The organism is Nocardioides albertanoniae, assembly GCF_006716315.1.
GTDB classification, from domain to species: Bacteria; Actinomycetota; Actinomycetes; order Propionibacteriales; family Nocardioidaceae; genus Nocardioides; species Nocardioides albertanoniae.
Map to the genome: position 1 here is coordinate 3,740,136 of NZ_VFOV01000001.1, position 15,203 is coordinate 3,755,338.

Annotated in this window: 17 protein-coding genes; 10 read left to right on the forward strand and 7 right to left on the reverse strand. The window is 70.6% G+C overall.

Features of this window, described 5'->3' with window-relative positions; genetic code table 11:
* Positions 1–131 precede the first annotated feature (131 nt).
* The gene (locus tag FB381_RS17940) at positions 132–767 is read left to right on the forward strand and encodes an O-methyltransferase (protein ID WP_141781544.1); all 636 of its coding nucleotides are present in this window, start codon (positions 132–134) and stop codon (positions 765–767) included.
* On the opposite strand, the gene FB381_RS17945 is transcribed toward FB381_RS17940, so the two are convergent.
* From FB381_RS17945 to dapE, 6 genes are all read right to left on the reverse strand, one after another.
* Entirely contained in the window at positions 764–2,302 is a 1,539-nt protein-coding gene (locus tag FB381_RS17945) for a leucyl aminopeptidase family protein (RefSeq protein ID WP_141781545.1), read from the reverse strand. The two genes, FB381_RS17940 and FB381_RS17945, sit on opposite strands and share 4 nt — an antisense overlap.
* Positions 2,303–2,476, reverse strand: coding sequence for a DUF3117 domain-containing protein (locus FB381_RS17950; RefSeq protein ID WP_141781546.1), 174 nt, complete (start codon positions 2,474–2,476; stop codon positions 2,303–2,305). It lies immediately after the preceding gene.
* Between the two features lie 145 nt (positions 2,477–2,621).
* Positions 2,622–4,340: a hypothetical protein gene (locus tag FB381_RS17955; RefSeq protein ID WP_141781547.1), complete on the reverse strand. Its 1,719-nt coding sequence runs from the start codon at positions 4,338–4,340 to the stop codon at positions 2,622–2,624.
* 15 nt (positions 4,341–4,355) lie between these two features.
* A complete protein-coding gene (locus FB381_RS17960; protein ID WP_141781548.1) occupies positions 4,356–4,703 on the reverse strand; it encodes a DivIVA domain-containing protein in 348 nt (115 codons plus the stop codon).
* A gap of 3 nt (positions 4,704–4,706) precedes the next feature.
* The gene (locus FB381_RS17965; RefSeq protein WP_141781549.1) at positions 4,707–5,426 is read right to left on the reverse strand and encodes an LOG family protein; all 720 of its coding nucleotides are present in this window, start codon (positions 5,424–5,426) and stop codon (positions 4,707–4,709) included.
* Positions 5,423–6,439, reverse strand: coding sequence for a succinyl-diaminopimelate desuccinylase (gene dapE, locus FB381_RS17970; protein WP_425465459.1), 1,017 nt, complete (start codon positions 6,437–6,439; stop codon positions 5,423–5,425). Before dapE ends, FB381_RS17965 begins: the two co-directional genes overlap by 4 nt.
* Before the next feature lie 202 nt (positions 6,440–6,641).
* On the opposite strand from dapE, the gene metX reads away from it, so the two are divergent.
* From metX to FB381_RS18000, 6 genes are all read left to right on the forward strand, one after another.
* Complete coding sequence (metX, locus tag FB381_RS17975) at positions 6,642–7,712, forward strand: homoserine O-acetyltransferase MetX (RefSeq protein WP_141781550.1); 1,071 nt, start codon at positions 6,642–6,644, stop codon at positions 7,710–7,712.
* A complete protein-coding gene (locus FB381_RS17980; protein ID WP_141781551.1) occupies positions 7,705–8,997 on the forward strand; it encodes an O-acetylhomoserine aminocarboxypropyltransferase/cysteine synthase family protein in 1,293 nt (430 codons plus the stop codon). Before metX ends, FB381_RS17980 begins: the two co-directional genes overlap by 8 nt.
* On the forward strand, positions 8,997–9,491 hold the full coding sequence (locus FB381_RS17985) for a CoA-binding protein (RefSeq protein ID WP_141781552.1): 495 nt from the start codon (positions 8,997–8,999) through the stop codon (positions 9,489–9,491). Before FB381_RS17980 ends, FB381_RS17985 begins: the two co-directional genes overlap by 1 nt.
* A 71-nt stretch (positions 9,492–9,562) precedes the next feature.
* Positions 9,563–10,084, forward strand: coding sequence for an OsmC family protein (locus tag FB381_RS17990; RefSeq protein WP_141781553.1), 522 nt, complete (start codon positions 9,563–9,565; stop codon positions 10,082–10,084).
* 46 nt (positions 10,085–10,130) lie between these two features.
* Positions 10,131–10,685 (forward strand): OsmC family protein, encoded by a 555-nt coding sequence (locus FB381_RS17995; protein WP_141781554.1) that lies wholly within the window; start codon positions 10,131–10,133, stop codon positions 10,683–10,685.
* Positions 10,682–11,923: an NAD(P)-binding domain-containing protein gene (locus FB381_RS18000; protein WP_141781555.1), complete on the forward strand. Its 1,242-nt coding sequence runs from the start codon at positions 10,682–10,684 to the stop codon at positions 11,921–11,923. The genes FB381_RS17995 and FB381_RS18000 overlap by 4 nt, the downstream gene beginning before the upstream one ends.
* A gap of 144 nt (positions 11,924–12,067) precedes the next feature.
* Here FB381_RS18000 and FB381_RS18005 read toward each other — a convergent pair whose 3' ends face one another.
* Entirely contained in the window at positions 12,068–12,838 is a 771-nt protein-coding gene (locus tag FB381_RS18005) for a TetR/AcrR family transcriptional regulator (protein ID WP_141781556.1), read from the reverse strand.
* 100 nt (positions 12,839–12,938) lie between these two features.
* On the opposite strand from FB381_RS18005, the gene FB381_RS18010 reads away from it, so the two are divergent.
* The 3 genes from FB381_RS18010 to FB381_RS18020 are packed head-to-tail and all read left to right on the forward strand — an operon-like array spanning position 12,939 to position 15,162.
* Positions 12,939–13,394 carry a nitroreductase/quinone reductase family protein gene (locus tag FB381_RS18010; protein WP_141781557.1) on the forward strand — a complete coding sequence of 152 codons (456 nt, stop codon included), beginning with the start codon at positions 12,939–12,941 and terminating at the stop codon, positions 13,392–13,394.
* Entirely contained in the window at positions 13,391–14,353 is a 963-nt protein-coding gene (locus FB381_RS18015) for an ATP-binding cassette domain-containing protein (protein WP_342778423.1), read from the forward strand. The genes FB381_RS18010 and FB381_RS18015 overlap by 4 nt, the downstream gene beginning before the upstream one ends.
* Entirely contained in the window at positions 14,350–15,162 is an 813-nt protein-coding gene (locus FB381_RS18020) for an ABC transporter permease (RefSeq protein WP_141781558.1), read from the forward strand. Before FB381_RS18015 ends, FB381_RS18020 begins: the two co-directional genes overlap by 4 nt.
* The last annotated feature ends 41 nt before the right edge of the window (positions 15,163–15,203 follow it).

Here is a 15,203-nt window from a genome sequence, read left to right on the forward strand (position 1 = left end):
GATCGCCACGGACCACAAGGGCTGAGAGTTGCCTGTGAGGGTCCTATTTTTCCGCTTCCTGTGCACTTCCAACGCACAGCTTGGGTCAGGCGTTCCCGCACCGTTGCGCTAAACAGGTTAGGTTTTGCGGTGTGACCAGCCCTGTCTCCAGTGCCAGTTGGACCTACGCCGACGACTACGTTGCCGAGGACGACCTCATCGTCGCCGCCCGTGCGCGCGCCGAGGAGGTCGGCGTCGCGCCGATCGGTCCCGGTGGCGGCGCCGCGCTCCGCTTCCTCGCTGCGATCCTCGACGCGAAGAACGTCGTCGAGGTCGGCACCGGCACCGGTGTCTCCGGGCTCTGGCTCCTGCGCGGCATGCGTGCCGACGGAGTGCTGACCACGGTCGACATCGAGACCGAGCACCAGCGGCTGGCCCGCCAGAGCTTCACCGAGGCCGGCTTCCTGCAGCAGCGCGCCCGCACCATCGCCGGCGCCGCGCTCGACGTGCTCCCCCGGCTCACCGACAACCACTACGACCTGGTCTTCGTCGACGGCGACAAGACCGAGTACGCGGCCTATCTGAAGGAGGCGCTGCGTCTGCTCCGTCCCGGCGGCGTCGTCGCCTTCGACAACGCCCTGTGGCACGACCGCGTGGCCGATCCGTCGGTGCGCGACGAGGAGACCGCCACCATCCGGGAGCTCAACCAGGAGGTCGCCGAGAACGACTCCCTGATCCCACTGCTGCTCCCCGTGGGCGACGGTCTCCTGCTCGCGCGGAAGGCCTAGGCTCCGACTCCAGCCAGCGGATCCTGCTCCGCGAGCCAGGTCAGGAGCACCCGGGCGCCGAAGCCGGTGGGCCCCGGGGTCAGGTCGTGCACGTCGGCGTAGGCGTCGCCGCAGCCCACGTCGAGGTGTGCCCACGGCACACCGCCGGTGAAGTGGTGCAGGAACAGGGCCGCGGTGATCGAGCCGGGCCCGCCGGGTGCGTTGTCGGCGTCGGCGACCTTCGAGGCGAGCTTCTCCTCGTAGTCGGCGACCAGCGGCAGCCGCCACAGCCTCTCGCCGGAGACCTCCGAGGCCTCCTCCAGCAGCGTGGCGAGCCCCTCGTCGTCGGCGTAGTAGCCGGCCAGGGTCTGCCCGAGCGCAACCCGCACCGCGCCGGTCAGGGTGGCGATGTCGACGACGGCCGCGGGCTTGAGCTTGTCGGCCGCGTACGCCATCGCGTCGGCGAGCACCAGACGACCCTCGGCATCGGTGTTGGTCACCTCGGAGGTGCGCCCGCCGTAGTGGGTCACCACGTCGCCGGGGCGCATCGCCGAGCCGGAGATCGCGTTCTCGGCGGCGGCGATGAGGCCGACGACCTTGACCGGGCAGCCGATCTCGGCCAGGGCCGACATCACCGCGAGCACCACGGCACCGCCGGTCATGTCGCGCTTCATGTTGACCATGCCGTCGCCCGGCTTGATGTTGAGCCCGCCGGTGTCGAAGGTGATGCCCTTGCCGATCACCACCACGGTCGGCACGCCCTTCAACGAGCTCAGCCGGCCGGCCTTGCGGGGGCTGTAGTCGAGCCGGATCAGCCGAGGCGGCGTCACCGACCCCTGACCGACACCGACGAGACCGCCGAAACCGTCGGCCTCGAGCTGGTGCTCGTCCCACACGGTCAGCTTCAGGCCCGTCGACTCCGCCAGCTCGGCGGCCTGGTCGGCGAGCCAGGCCGGGTTCTTCAGGTTGCTCGGCACCGAGGCGAAGAACCGCGCGCGCCAGCTGGCTCGCGCGATCGCCACGGCACGCGCCAGATCGTCGCCTCGGTCGGCGTCGAGCTCGGCGAGGGTGATGGTCTCCACCGGCGTCCACGGGGCGCCCTCGGAGCGCCAGTGGAAGAGGAAGGAACCCAGCGTCGCGCCGGCCACGAACGGCTCGAGCGCCACGTCGGGATCGACAGCCGGGATCGTCGTCACCACGCCGGATCGATCGCGCACCGCGCGCGCGAGCGCCGCGCCGGCACGGCGGAAGTCGTCACGACGCTGCGCGCCGACACCCACCAGCAGGATCTGTCGCAGAGCGCCGGAGCCGGACACGGCGTACGAGGTGACCTCGCCGGCGCTGCCGGTGGCACCTTCGAACTCGAGGTGATCGAGGAGATCGTGGCGGTCGCCGAGATCGGCCGAACCGGGGCCGATGATCAGCTCGTCGTCACCTGGGATGACCGGCAGCGCGATGATCTCGGGGGCGAGATCGGTCGGGCTCTTCGAGCTCAGTGCGAACGTGGACGGCTTGACCTGCGGTGGCAGTGCCTGCGACGGCAACGTTGTGGTCATCTACGCGTTCAGCCCAAGCCCTTTGATCTCTTCGCCGAGCGCGGCGGCCTCGTCAGCGTTCAGCTCGACGACCAACCGGCCACCGCCTTCGAGCGGGACGCGCATCACGATGCCCCGACCCTCCTTGGTGACCTCCAGCGGACCGTCTCCCGTCCGCGGCTTCATCGCCGCCATGCGGCACCTTCTTCCGTGTCTCGCGTGTCGACGCTCACCTGCCGGATGGCCTCGGAGCGCACTGTGCGCATCCATTATCCCTCATCAGGTCAGCAGACCTGACGGCAAGGTGCGAGTTTCGGCGGGTTGACCTGCGTTCGCGGTCTCAGATGACCGAGGTTCCGTAGGCCCAGGTCAGCCAGATCGCGAGGATGACGAGCGTGATGTGCACCACGATCGCGGCGCCGGAACCCTCGAGGAGCGCCGAGCGGCGATCCGAGACCACGTGCCTGCGTCCACCGGTGGATCGGTCGAAGGCGTCGTCGTAACGGTCGTCGTAGTCGGGGTCGTAACCCTGGTCGTAGCCCTGGTCGTACGACTGGTCGTATCCCTGGTCATAGGCCTGGTCGTAGCCGTATCCCTGAGCGTAGGCGTCGTCATAGCCCTGCTCGTAGCCGGCGTAGGCCTGTTCCTCGTAGTAGTCCTGGTCCGGGTGACGGCGAGGCGACGGCGCCGCCTCGGGGCCCGGCATCTCCGGCTGGACCTCGGAACGGGGCCGGGAGTGAGCCCCCGGCTGCGACTGCGACCGTGGTCGAGACTGCGACCTCGGCTGGGAGTGCGACCGCGGCTGGGACTGCTCCCGCGGTGGGCCGTAGGAGTCCAGGGAGTACGGGTCGTACGCCTGGGGCTGCTGCGCGGCCGGACGCCGCCCCGGCTCCGGGCGGGGTCCCTGCGGGGGCGGCGGGGGCGCCGGGGCGGGCGGCGGCTCGGGCTGTGCTGCCGGTCGGGGCGCCGATCGGGGCGCCGGACGCGGCACCCGCGGAGGAGCGGGCGGGGGCTGCTGGCCGGGGTGGTCCTGATAGCTGCTGTCGCGTCGGTAGCGGCGGTCGGCGAACTCGTCGTGGCTGTCGTTGCGGCGGTCGTCGTAGCGACCGTCGTAGCCACGGGTGCGCCGCTGCGGCGGCTCCTGACGGCGGCCCCACGGGTCGGGCGCGTCCTGGCCACGGCTCGGGGCGCTCGGCTCCGGCTGGACAGGGGCGGCACGCTCCGGCGGAGGCGGCACCGGACGAGACGGCCGCTCCGGACGCGGCTGCTCCGGACGGGACTGCTCCGGACGGGGTCGCTCCTGACGCGGACGCGACGCAGGAGCTTCCGGGGAAGGCGGTTCGGGGGCCTGACGGCCGGCCACACGGCGACCGGACTGACCCTCGCGCGACGCTCCGGCGGCAGACGCGCCGGCCTGCCGCGGCGACGGAGCCGGCGGCGGCGCGGGCGCGGGCGGAGCCGGGATGGGCGACGGGTCACGCTCGAGCGGGGGCATCACCGCGGTCTCCTCGACGCTCGCCGCGGCTCGTCGAGGCTCGGGCCGACGAGCGGGCCGGTGGTCGTCGGACGGGGCGACGGGCTGCCTCACCGGCGGCTGGGGATCGGCGTAGGCGGGTGCGTCGTCGAGGTTGCCGCCGGGCGCATAACCGTCGTAGCCGGGGCCGTCGTAGCCGTAGCCAGGATCCTCGGCGTAGTCGTCATAGCCGTCGCCGTACCCGTCGTCATAGCCGTAGACGTCGTCGACGCCGGGACCGGCGGCTCCGGACCGCTCCTCCTTGAGCCTGCGCACGAGCAGATAGATGCCCGCGATCGCGGCGAGCCAGATCCCGAAGAGCCCGATGACACCGGGGATGTCGCCGCCCAGGAAGAACGACGGGGGCGAGACCAGGAAGAGCAGCCAGACCACCAGACCGGCCGCGCCGGCGTAGAGGTGGACCTTCGGTGGCAGCTGGTCGGGGTGCGCCTGCGACTGCAGAAGGTGTGGCTTGAGGTAGGTGAGCGCGACGATCACCGCGACCAGGATGGTCACGATGTAGACGAGTACGGCAGCGAAACTCACGGCAGCGATTGTGTCCTAGACGTCCGGCGAGCCCGAATCGGGCTCGCGCGTGTGTGGTCCGACCCCGGCGGCCCCGACCTCGGATCCCGCGCTCTCGGCGCCGTCGGACCCGGTCGTCTCACGCCACTCCGCCTCCTCGCGAAGTCGCGCGATCAGAGCGTCCACCTCCTCCATCCGGTAGCCCCGCAGCGCCACCGAGAAACGTACGTTCGCGAGGTCTGCGGCGCCGATCGCACGATCGCGGGGCACGAGGGCGTCGGGCTGGTCGCCGTAGTCCTCCCCCAGCGGCGCACCGGCTCCTGCCGCGACGAGGCCGACTCCTCCGAGAACCAGCACGATCAGTGCCGCGAAGATCCAGCCCATCGCTCAGTCACGCGCCTTCATCATCAGCTCGACCGCCTCGTCCACGTCGTCGGTGAGGGTGATCATGTCGAGGTCGCTCTGCTTGATGCGGCCGTCGGCCAGCATCGAGTCGCGCATCCAGTCGATCAGACCCTGCCAGTGCTCGACGCCCATCAGGACGATGGGGAACTGGGTGATCTTCTTGGTCTGCGAGAGCGTCATCGCCTCGAAGAGCTCGTCCATCGTGCCGAGGCCACCGGGCATGACGACGTAGCCCTGGGAGTACTTGACGAACATCATCTTGCGCACGAAGAAGTAGCGGAAGTTGAGCCCGAAGCTGACGTAGTCGTTGAGCCGGGCCTCGAAGGGCAGCTCGATGCCGAGGCCGATCGACTCGCCGCCGACCTCCATGGCGCCCTTGTTGGCGGCCTCCATCGTGCCCGGGCCGCCGCCGGTGATCACCACGAACCCGGCCTCCGCGAGGCCGCGGCCGACGGCCTCGGCCTGGGCGTAGGCCGGGTGGTCGGGGGGCGTGCGCGCCGACCCGAAGACGCTGATCGCAGGCCCGATCTCGGAGAGGTCGTTGAACCCCTCGACGAACTCTGCCTGGATCTTCATGACCCGCCACGGGTCGGTGTGGACCCAGTCGCCGTGGCCGGAGCTGTCGAGGAGGCGCTGGTCGGTGGTGCTACCGGCCGGACGTCCCTTGGAGGGACGCGGGCCGGAGCCGCTGCGTCGGGTCATGCGCTCAACCAATCACGAAGGGCCTGCTCGCAGCTGGTGATCTCGGAGATCCTCACGTGCTCGTCGGCCTTGTGGGCAAACATCGGGTCACCTGGACCATAGTTGACCGCGGGGATGCCGAGAACCGTGAACCTCGCCACATCGGTCCAGCCGAACTTCGGCCCGACCTCGCCGCCGACCGCATCGACGAACGCCTTGGCCGCCGGCCGGTCGAGGCCGGGCAGCGCGCCGGGGCTCGAGTCGGTCACGGTGATGTCGTAGCCCTCGAAGAAGCCGCGTACGTAGTCGAGCGCCTCCTCCTCGGAGCGGTCGGGCGCGAAGCGGTAGTTGACCGTCACCACGCACTCGTCGGGGATCACGTTGCCCGCCACTCCCCCGCTGACGAAGACCGCGTTGAGCCCCTCGTGATACTCGAGGCCGTCGATGACCGGCTTGCGCGGCTCGTACGCCTCCAGGCGGCGCAGCACCTCGCCGGCCTTGTGGATCGCGTTGACCCCGCGCCATGCGCGGGCACTGTGGGAGCGCTCGCCGGTGGTGCGCACCTCGACGCGCAGCGTGCCCTGGCAGCCGGCCTCGACGCCGGCGTTGGAGGGCTCCATCAGGATCGCGAAGTCGCCGGCGAGGAGGTCGGGCTCGCTGGCCGCGAGCTTGCCGAGCCCGTTGTGGACGGCCTCGATCTCCTCGGCATCGTAGAAGACGTACGTCACGTCGCGGTTCGGCTTCTCCAGGGTCGCGGCGAGCTTCAGGATGACCGCGTCGCCCGACTTCATGTCGCAGGCACCGAGGCCGTGCAGGATGCCGGTGGCCTCGTCGAGGCGGCTCGGGAAGTTGCCGTTGACCGGCACGGTGTCGAGATGACCTGCGATGACGACGCGCTCGCGGCGACCGAGGTCGGTGCGGGCGACGACCGCGTTGCCGCGCCGCTCGACCACGAGGTGGTCGTACGCGGTCAGCTCCTGCTCCACCGCGTCGGCGATCGCCCGCTCCTCGAGGCTGACGGAGTTGATGTCCATCAGCTGCCTGGTCAGCGTCACGACGTCGGCGGTCAGGTCGAGGCGGGGCCTGCTGGGCTTCTCAGAGCTGGTGGTCACAGGGCCAAGTCAACCAGCCGCACATGAGTTCGCGGTGCCTGGATCCCGGACACCCGCCACGGGCCTCCCTCGACACGCTAGATTCTGTAGTTAATGTCTCGACTTAATGGCTAGAGGAGTGTCGATGACCGCACGACGTATGCGTCTCTTCGACGCGGCCGACCCGCTGCCCCTGTCCGCCGGCGGCACGCTCGCACCGGTCGACGTCTCCTACGCCACCTACGGCGAGCTGGCGCCCGAGCGCGACAACGTCGTCTTCATCGCCCACGCGCTCACCGGCGACGCCGAGGCGACACAGTGGTGGCCGACGATGGTCGGGCCGGGCCGCCCCGTTGACACCGACCGGTTCTTCGTGGTCTGCGCCAACCTGCTCGGCGGCTGCCGTGGCACCACCGGGCCGTCGTCGACCAACCCCGCCAGCGGACGTGCCTGGGGCCTCGACTTCCCGCTGATCTCGGTCGCCGACCTGGTCACCGTGCACCGCCGGCTGCTGGCCCACCTCGGCATCGAGAGGCTCTACGCCGCCGTCGGCGGCTCGCTCGGCGGCATGCAGGTGCTGCAGTGGGCAGCCGACGCGCCCGGGCAGATCGAACGCGCGGTGCTGGTCGCCGCCTCCGCGCGGCTGAGCACGCAGAACATCGCGCTCTCGGCCGTCGCCCGCCAGGCCATCCTGCGCGACCCCGACTTCCACGACGGGCGCTACCTCGACCACGGCGTCGTGCCCGCCGACGGGCTCGCCGTGGCACGGATGCTCGGCCACATCAACTACGTCTCCGAGCCCGGCCTGGAGGCGAAGTTCGGCCGGGCACGGCGCGGCACGCCGGGGTTCGGGATCGACTTCGAGGTGGAGAGCTACCTCGAGCACCAGGCGAGCACGTTCGTCGACCGCTTCGACGCACTCTCCTACCTCTATCTCTCCCGCCTCCTCGACTACTTCGACCCCTTCGCCGACGACGGCTTCGCGAGCCGGATCGGCGAGACCCGCTTCCAGCTCGTCTCCTTCGACACCGACTGGCGCTTCACGACCACTCACTCGGAGTCGATCGAGAAGGAGCTGCGCCGGGCCGGCGTCGACGTCGAGCGACACGAGATCGCCTCCACCTGGGGCCACGACTCCTTCCTGCTCGACCCGCCGGGCTACCTCGACCTCGTCCGACGCTTCCTGTCCGATACCGCCAAGGAGACCCATGAGTGACCACGCGTACGGCTTCAACACCCGTGCGATCCACGCCGGCAACATCCCCGACGCCGCCCAGGGCGCCCGGGCGCTGCCGATCTACCAGTCGGCGTCGTTCGTCTTCGACGACACCGCAGACGCGGCAGCACGGTTCGCACTGCAGAAGTACGGCAACATCTACACCCGCGTCGGCAACCCGACCGTCGCCGCCTTCGAGGAGCGGATCGCCTCCCTCGAGGGTGGCATCGGCGCCGTGGCGACCGCCTCGGGCCTCTCCGCGGAGTTCGTCACCTTCGCATCCCTGGCGGGCGCGGGCGACCACGTGGTCGCCTCAGCGCAGCTCTACGGCGGCTCGGTCACCCAGCTCGACGTGACGCTGCGTCGCTTCGGCGTGGAGACCACCTTCGTCTCCTCCAGCGACCCCGAGGCGTACGCAGCGGCGATCCGCCCCGAGACCAAGCTGGTCTTCGCCGAGACCGTCGCCAACCCGTCGGGCGAGATCGCCGACCTGGCCGGGCTGGCCGACGTCGCGCACGCGCACGGGGTGCCGCTCGTGGTGGACTCGACGATCCCGACGCCCTACCTGAGCACGCCGATCGAGTGGGGCGCCGACATCGTGGTGCACTCGGCCACGAAGTTCCTCGGCGGCCACGGCACCACGCTCGGCGGGGTGGTCGTCGAGTCGGGTCGCTTCGAGTACTCGCCCGAGCGCTTCCCGCTCTTCCACGAGCCCGTCGAGCACTACGGCGGCCTCTCCTGGTGGGGCAACTTCGGGGAGTACGCCTTCCTGACCCGCCTGCGCGCCGAGCACCTGCGCAACGTCGGCGCGACCCTGTCACCCCAGTCGGCCTGGCAGCTCGCGCTCGGTGTGGAGACCCTGGCGCTGCGGGTGCAGCGCCACGTCGAGAACGCGCGGATCGTCGCCGAGTGGCTCGACGCCGACCCACGGGTCGAGCACGTACGCTGGGCCGGACTGCCCTCTCATCCCCACCACGACCGGGCGCAGAAGTATCTGCCCCAGGGCCCAGGCAGCGTCTTCTCCTTCGACGTCGCCGGCGGGCGCGCCGCCGGCGAGCGGTTCATCGAGTCGGTCGAACTGGCCAGCCATCTGGCCAACATCGGCGACGCCAAGACGCTGGTGATCCACCCGGCCTCCACCACCCACCGCCAGCTCAGCGAGTCGCGGCTCGAGGAGGCCGGCGTCAGCCCGGGGCTGGTGCGCATCAGCGTCGGCATCGAGGACGCCGGCGACATCCTCCACGACCTCGACCAGGCACTGACCGCATCGACGAAGGACGCCTGATGACCATTCCGCAGATCCCGCACGAGCCGACCGCACGCGAGCGACAGGGCCTGCTCCGGGCCGCGAGGTCGGTCGCCATCGTCGGCTTCTCCGCCAACACCGCCCGGTCGAGCTACTACGTCGCGACCTACCTCGCCCAGGACACCGACTACCGGCTCTACTTCATCAACCCCAACGCCGCCGGACGGGAGGTGCTGGGCCAGCCGGTCTACGCCGGCTTCGCCGACCTGCCGGAGACGCCCGACATCGTCGACGTGTTCCGGCGCGCGAGCGACCTGCCGGCGGTCACCGACGAGGTGATCGCGCTGGGCTCCCCGGTGCTGTGGTTCCAGCTCGGCCTGGTGCACGAGGAGGCGGCCGCCAAGGCGCGCGCCGCCGGGCTGAGCGTCGTGCAGAACCGCTGCCTCAAGATCGAGCACGCGCGCTTCCACGGCGGCCTGCACCTGGCCGGGTTCGACACCGGCGTCGTCTCGGCGCGCCGGGCCGTACGGTGAGACGCTTCCTTTAGTCGAGTTACTAACTCTATTATCTTGAGAAACATGCCCCTCGACCCCGGAGTGTCCCCATGAGCATCGATTCAACGACACAGCTCAACGACGTCGACCTCGCCGCCGTCGGCGATCTCGTGCAGGCGATCCAGGACGACCCCGCGAAGGCGCGCACCACCTGGGCCGCCCACGTGACCTGGAAGGGCGCCTTCGCCTCGGAGGCGAAGATCCGATCCTTCGAGCCCACCCCGTCCGACGAGCCTGCCGGTCTCGGCGGCGGCGACGCGGCCGCCAACCCCGTCGAGCAGCTGCTCGGAGCCCTGGGCAACTGCCTCGCGGTCGGCTACGCCGCCAACGCCTCGGTCGCCGGCATAAAGCTCGACGACGTGCGCATCGACCTCAAGGGCGACGTCGACCTCACGGTCTTCCTCGGCCTCGGCGAGGGCCACGCCGGCTTCGACGCGATCGACGCCGTGGTCACCCTCGAGTCCGAGGCGCCCCGCGAGGAGATCGAGGCGCTCCACGCCAAGGTGCTCGCCAGCTCGCCCGTCGGTCACACCCTCCGCAGCGAGGTCCCGGTCAACATCTCGCTGGCCTGACCCCCACGCATCACCCAACCACCCAACGAAACGAGGAACCACCACCATGACCGAGACCACCGTCGACAACGGCGTGAACGTCGAGGCGCTCCTCGGCGCCCGCGCCGCCCTGCAGGAGAGCCCGGAGGCCGCCAAGTTCACCTGGCGCGCCACCAACACCTGGCTCAAGGGCACCCACTCCCGGAGCAAGGTCGAGGGCTTCTTCGGCCTCGGCGAGGAGCAGGAGACCGGGCGCTCCTTCGAGTCCGAGGGCGACCACCCGCCGCAGTTCGCCGCGGAGAACCAGGGCCCCACGCCTGTCGAGAGCGTGCTGACCGCTCTCGGCGGCTGCCTCACCGCCGGCGTCGCCGCCGTCGCCCAGCAGCGCGGCATCCAGCTCAACTCGGTCACCGCGACGATCGAGGGCGACCACGACATCCGCGGCATCCTGGGCGCCGACGCCGACGTGCGCAACGGGTTCACCGGCGTGCGGGTGAACTACTCGATCGACGCCGACGCCTCCCCCGAGGACATCGAGGCGCTGGTCGCGCAGTCGCAGAAGCGCTCGGCCGTCTTCGACATCCTGACCAACCCGACCGCCGTCGAGGTCTCGGTCTCGTGACGAAGCGTGTCCCGCCCCGCACGACCGTCGTGGTGGTCGGGGCGGGGCACAGCGGCCTGGCGGTGAGCCAACGACTCGGCGCCGAGGGCATCGACCACGTCATGCTCGAGCGCGGGGAGGTGGCTCACTCGTGGCGTACGCAGCGCTGGGACTCGCTCCGCCTGCTCACCCCCGGCTGGATGAATCGGCTCCCCGGGCTCCCCGAACCCGTGCTCGGCCCGGCTGACGACGACGAGTTCCTCACCGCCGCCCAGGTGGCCTCGCTGGTCACCGGCTATGCCGACACGATCTCGGCTCCGGTGCACGAGAACGTCGGCGTCGAGCGGGTCTCCCCCACCGACGACGGCTATCTGGTCGAGACGTCGACCGGCCCCTGGTCGGCCGAGAACGTCGTCCTCGCCACCGGCTCCGTACGCGGCGTGACACCCGCCCTCGCAGCCGACCTGCCGCCCGGACTGCCCTCGGTGCATGCCATCGACTACCGGCGCCCCTCCCAGCTGCCGCCCGGCGGCGTGCTGGTGGTCGGGGCGGCGGCCAGCGGCGTACAGATCGCGGCGGAGCTGCAGGCGTCGGGCCGCCAGGTCACGCTCGCCGTCGGCGAGCACGTGCGGGCGCCGCGCCGCTACCGCGGACGTGACATCTTCGCCTGGATCGACGCCGCCGGAGTGCTCGACGAGCGCTGGGACGAGGTCGAGGACGTCGTGCGCGCCCGTCGCCTCTCCTCCTTCCAGCTCGTCGGCGGCACCGAGACCCTCGACCTCAACACCCTGCAGGAGGCCGGGGTGCGCGTGGTCGGCAAGCTGGCCGGGCTGCGCGAGGGCACCGCGCTCTTCTCGGGCTCGCTGACCAACATGGCCGCGCTCGCCGACCTCAAGCTCAACCGGCTGCTCAACACCATCGACGAGACCGTCGGCGGCACCGGCGAGCGGCCGGAGCCGACCCGGGTGCCGGCGCCGGTGCTCTCCGCGTCACTGACCTCCGGCGAGATCAGGTCGGTCGTCTGGGCGACGGGCATCAAGCCCGACCACTCGTTCCTCGATGCCGACGTCTTCGACCACAAGGGCGCGATCCGCCACGACGGCGGCGTCACCGGACCGGCCGGCCTCTACGTCACCGGCCTCCCGGTGCTGCGTCGCCGACGCTCGACCTACATCGACGGCGCCCGCGCCGACTCCGCCGACCTGGTCTCCCACCTGACCCGACGCCTGGCCGACCCCACCCGCCGCACCGCCGGCTGACCACCCTCGCGCCGAGTCGGCTCGTTCTAACGAGCCGACTCGGCGAGGAACTCGGTCAGGACGAGCCGACTCGGCGAAGATATTGGTCAGAACGAGCCGACTCGACGAGGTTTGCGGTCACAAGGCGCCGACTCGGCGTCGGGTTCAGGGGCGGGCGTGGGCGAGCACGCCGTCGATGATCCGGGCCAGGCCGTAGTCGAGCTCGCTGGCGGGGTCGGAGGCGGCCTGGTAGGCCTCGCCGGCCGCGGCACCGACCCTGCCTGCCAGCGGATAGTCGCTGCCCGCCATGACCTCGTTGAGCGTCTCGTAGTTGGCCTCCCACCACTGCGATTCGGTCATCCCGGTGGCCCGCTCGGCGAGGCGCTTGACGTGCTCGCTGCGGGCGATGCTGGCCGCGAACCCGACCAGCACGGCGACGGTCTGGTCCATCTCGAGATCACTGAGCCCGAGGCCGTCGACGGCGTGCAGGTGCCACTCGTAACGGTCGCTCATGTTGGGGCCGAGCCAGGGGCGTACGTCGTGGACGTCGAGCAGCCAGGGATGAGCACGTAGCTCGGCGACCTGGAGCTCGGCGACCAGCGCGAGACGCTCGCGCGGGCTCTCGGGCAGCTTCGGCAGCTCGGTGCGGCCGACCACCTGGTCGACCATCAGCACCAGGAGCGCGTCGCGGTTGGGCACGTAGGAGTAGAGGGTCATCGCCCCGAGCCCGACCTGCTGGGCGGTGGCGCGCATCGTCACGGCAGCCAGACCCTGGTCGTCGGCGAGGGCGATCGCCGCGTCGACGACCTCGTCGAGGCTCACCTTCTGCTTCGGGCCCCGCCTCGCCGTGGGCTCTTCCTTCGCCGCGGATCGATGGCGCCACAGCAGGCGCAGAGACGGGTCCGAGAGGTCTTGCTGGTCTGGCACGTCGCTCATCGTAACCTCCCTCGAAATAAATTTCGTACATCGTACGGAACAAAGGCTACAGTCGGTCCGTTGGGATATTCGTACGATGTACGAAATTAAAGGAGCAGGTATGCCGAACAACTCGAGACCAGCGCCGCCGCGCTGGCTCAAACCGATGAACAAGGTCTTCATGACGCTGTCGAGGACCGGGCTCGGGATGAAGGAGCTGCCGGTGCTCACCGTGCCCGGCCGCACGAGTGGCAAGCCCCGCAGCACCCCGCTCTCCGTGCTCGACCTCAACAAGGAGCGCTATCTGCTGGAGGGCTTCCCGGGCGCCGACTGGGCGCGCAACGTACGCGCGGCCGCGGGACGCGCGAGCCTCCGGATCGGCGCGCGGACGGAGGAGGTGCACCTGGTCGAGGTGGAGGACGAGGAGGCGCTGACGGTGCTCCGGGTGTGGCCGGACCGGATGGCCGACGGCGCGAAGATCATGCTCGACGCCGGGGTCGTCACCGACCTCTCACCGGAGGCCTTCGAGGCGGTCGTGGGGCGCTGCGGCGTGTTCCGGATCGAGGTGGTCCGATGACCATGACCCCGCTCGTCGCTCGCGGCGTACGCAAGCACTACCGCGACACCCAGGCCCTCGACGGCCTCGATCTCGATGTCGCCCCCGGCACGGTGCACGCCCTGCTCGGCCACAACGGCGCCGGCAAGTCCACCGCGGTCAACGTCTTCGCTACCCTGACCCGACCCGACGCCGGCGAGGTGCGCGTCGGTGGCCACGACGCCGTACGCCACCCCGCCCGGGTGCGCTCCACCATCGGTCTCGTCGGCCAGAGCGCCGCCCTCGACGAGGCCCTCCACGGCCGCGAGAACCTGGTCATGTTCGGCCGTCTGCACGGGCTCTCCAAGCCCGATGCCGTACGCCGCGCCACCGAGCTCCTCGACGCCTTCGGTCTCACCGAGGCCGGCGACCGGAAGGTCTCGGGCTACTCCGGCGGGATGCGACGCCGCCTCGACATCGCGTCGGGGCTGGTGACCCGTCCGCAGATCCTGTTCCTCGACGAGCCGACCACCGGGCTCGACCCGCGTGCTCGACACGAGGTGTGGGCGATGGTGCGCCAGGTGGTCGCCGACGGGACGACCGTGCTGCTGACCACGCAGTATCTCGACGAGGCCGACCAGCTGGCCGCCATGGTCACCGTGCTCGGCGCCGGCCGGGTGATCGCCGAGGGAACTCCCTCCGACCTCAAGAGCAACCTGGGTGGCGACCGGGTGATCATCACCGCCGCCGGCCCCGACGACCTCACCCGGATGGCGGGCGCGCTCGGCACCGCGGCCGCCGTCGACCCCGACCGGCTCGAGGTGACCGTCGAGGCCGGCCCGGCCGGCGGCGGTGCCGCGGTCGTGGAGACCGTACGCACCCTGGACGCCGCCGGCATCGCGGTCGACGACGTGCTGCTGCGCCGACCGACCCTCGACGAGGTGTTCCTCCACGTGACGGCACCCGACGACGTACTCGACCCTGAAGGAGCCGCCCGATGACCGATCTCACCCAAGGAGTCACCGCGACCCTGCGGCAGACCGCGACACAGACCTGGGTGATCACCCTCCGCGACCTCAAGCACTGGCAGCGCGAGCCGTGGGGCCCGATCTTCGGGATCGCGTTCGCGATCATGATGCTGCTGATCTTCGGCTACCTGTTCGGCGGCGCGATCGAGATGCCGGGCGGCGGCACCTACCTCCCCTATCTCCTGCCCGGGGTGCTCGCACTGACGATGATGTTCGGCATCGACGGCACCATGGCCGTGGTCACCGAAGACACCAAGCGCGGCGTCACCAACCGGTTCCGCTCGCTGCCGATGAGCAGCGTCGCGGTGCCGCTGGGGCGAGCGATCGCCGATCTGGGCAACTCGACGGTGCAGCTGGGCGTGCTGATGGTCGGCGGGCTGCTCATCGGCTGGCGGATCGAGGGCTCGTTCCTGGCCGCCCTCGCCGCGGTCGGTCTCCTGCTCTGGCTACGGCTGGCGATGCTGTGGCTGGGCATCTTCCTCGGCATGACCCTGCGGATGGAGGGTGCGCTGACGATGGTGCAGGTGCTCGTGTGGCCGTTGGGGTTCTGCTCGAGCCTGTTCGTCTCGCCCGAGACGATGCCGGGCTGGCTCGGCTTCCTTGCCGCTTGGAACCCGGTCTCGGCGACCGCCACCGCCGCTCGTGAGCTCTTCGGCAACCCGACCGGCATCACCTCCGGGCTGCTCGCCGACCACTCGGTGCTCCTCGCCCTGGGGTGGCCCGCGGTGCTGCTGGCGATCTTCGTGCCGCTCTCGATGCGCGCCTTCCGGCGACTGGGCTGAGATACGGGCGTCGACATCGGTCGAGAATCTTTTTCGCCGAT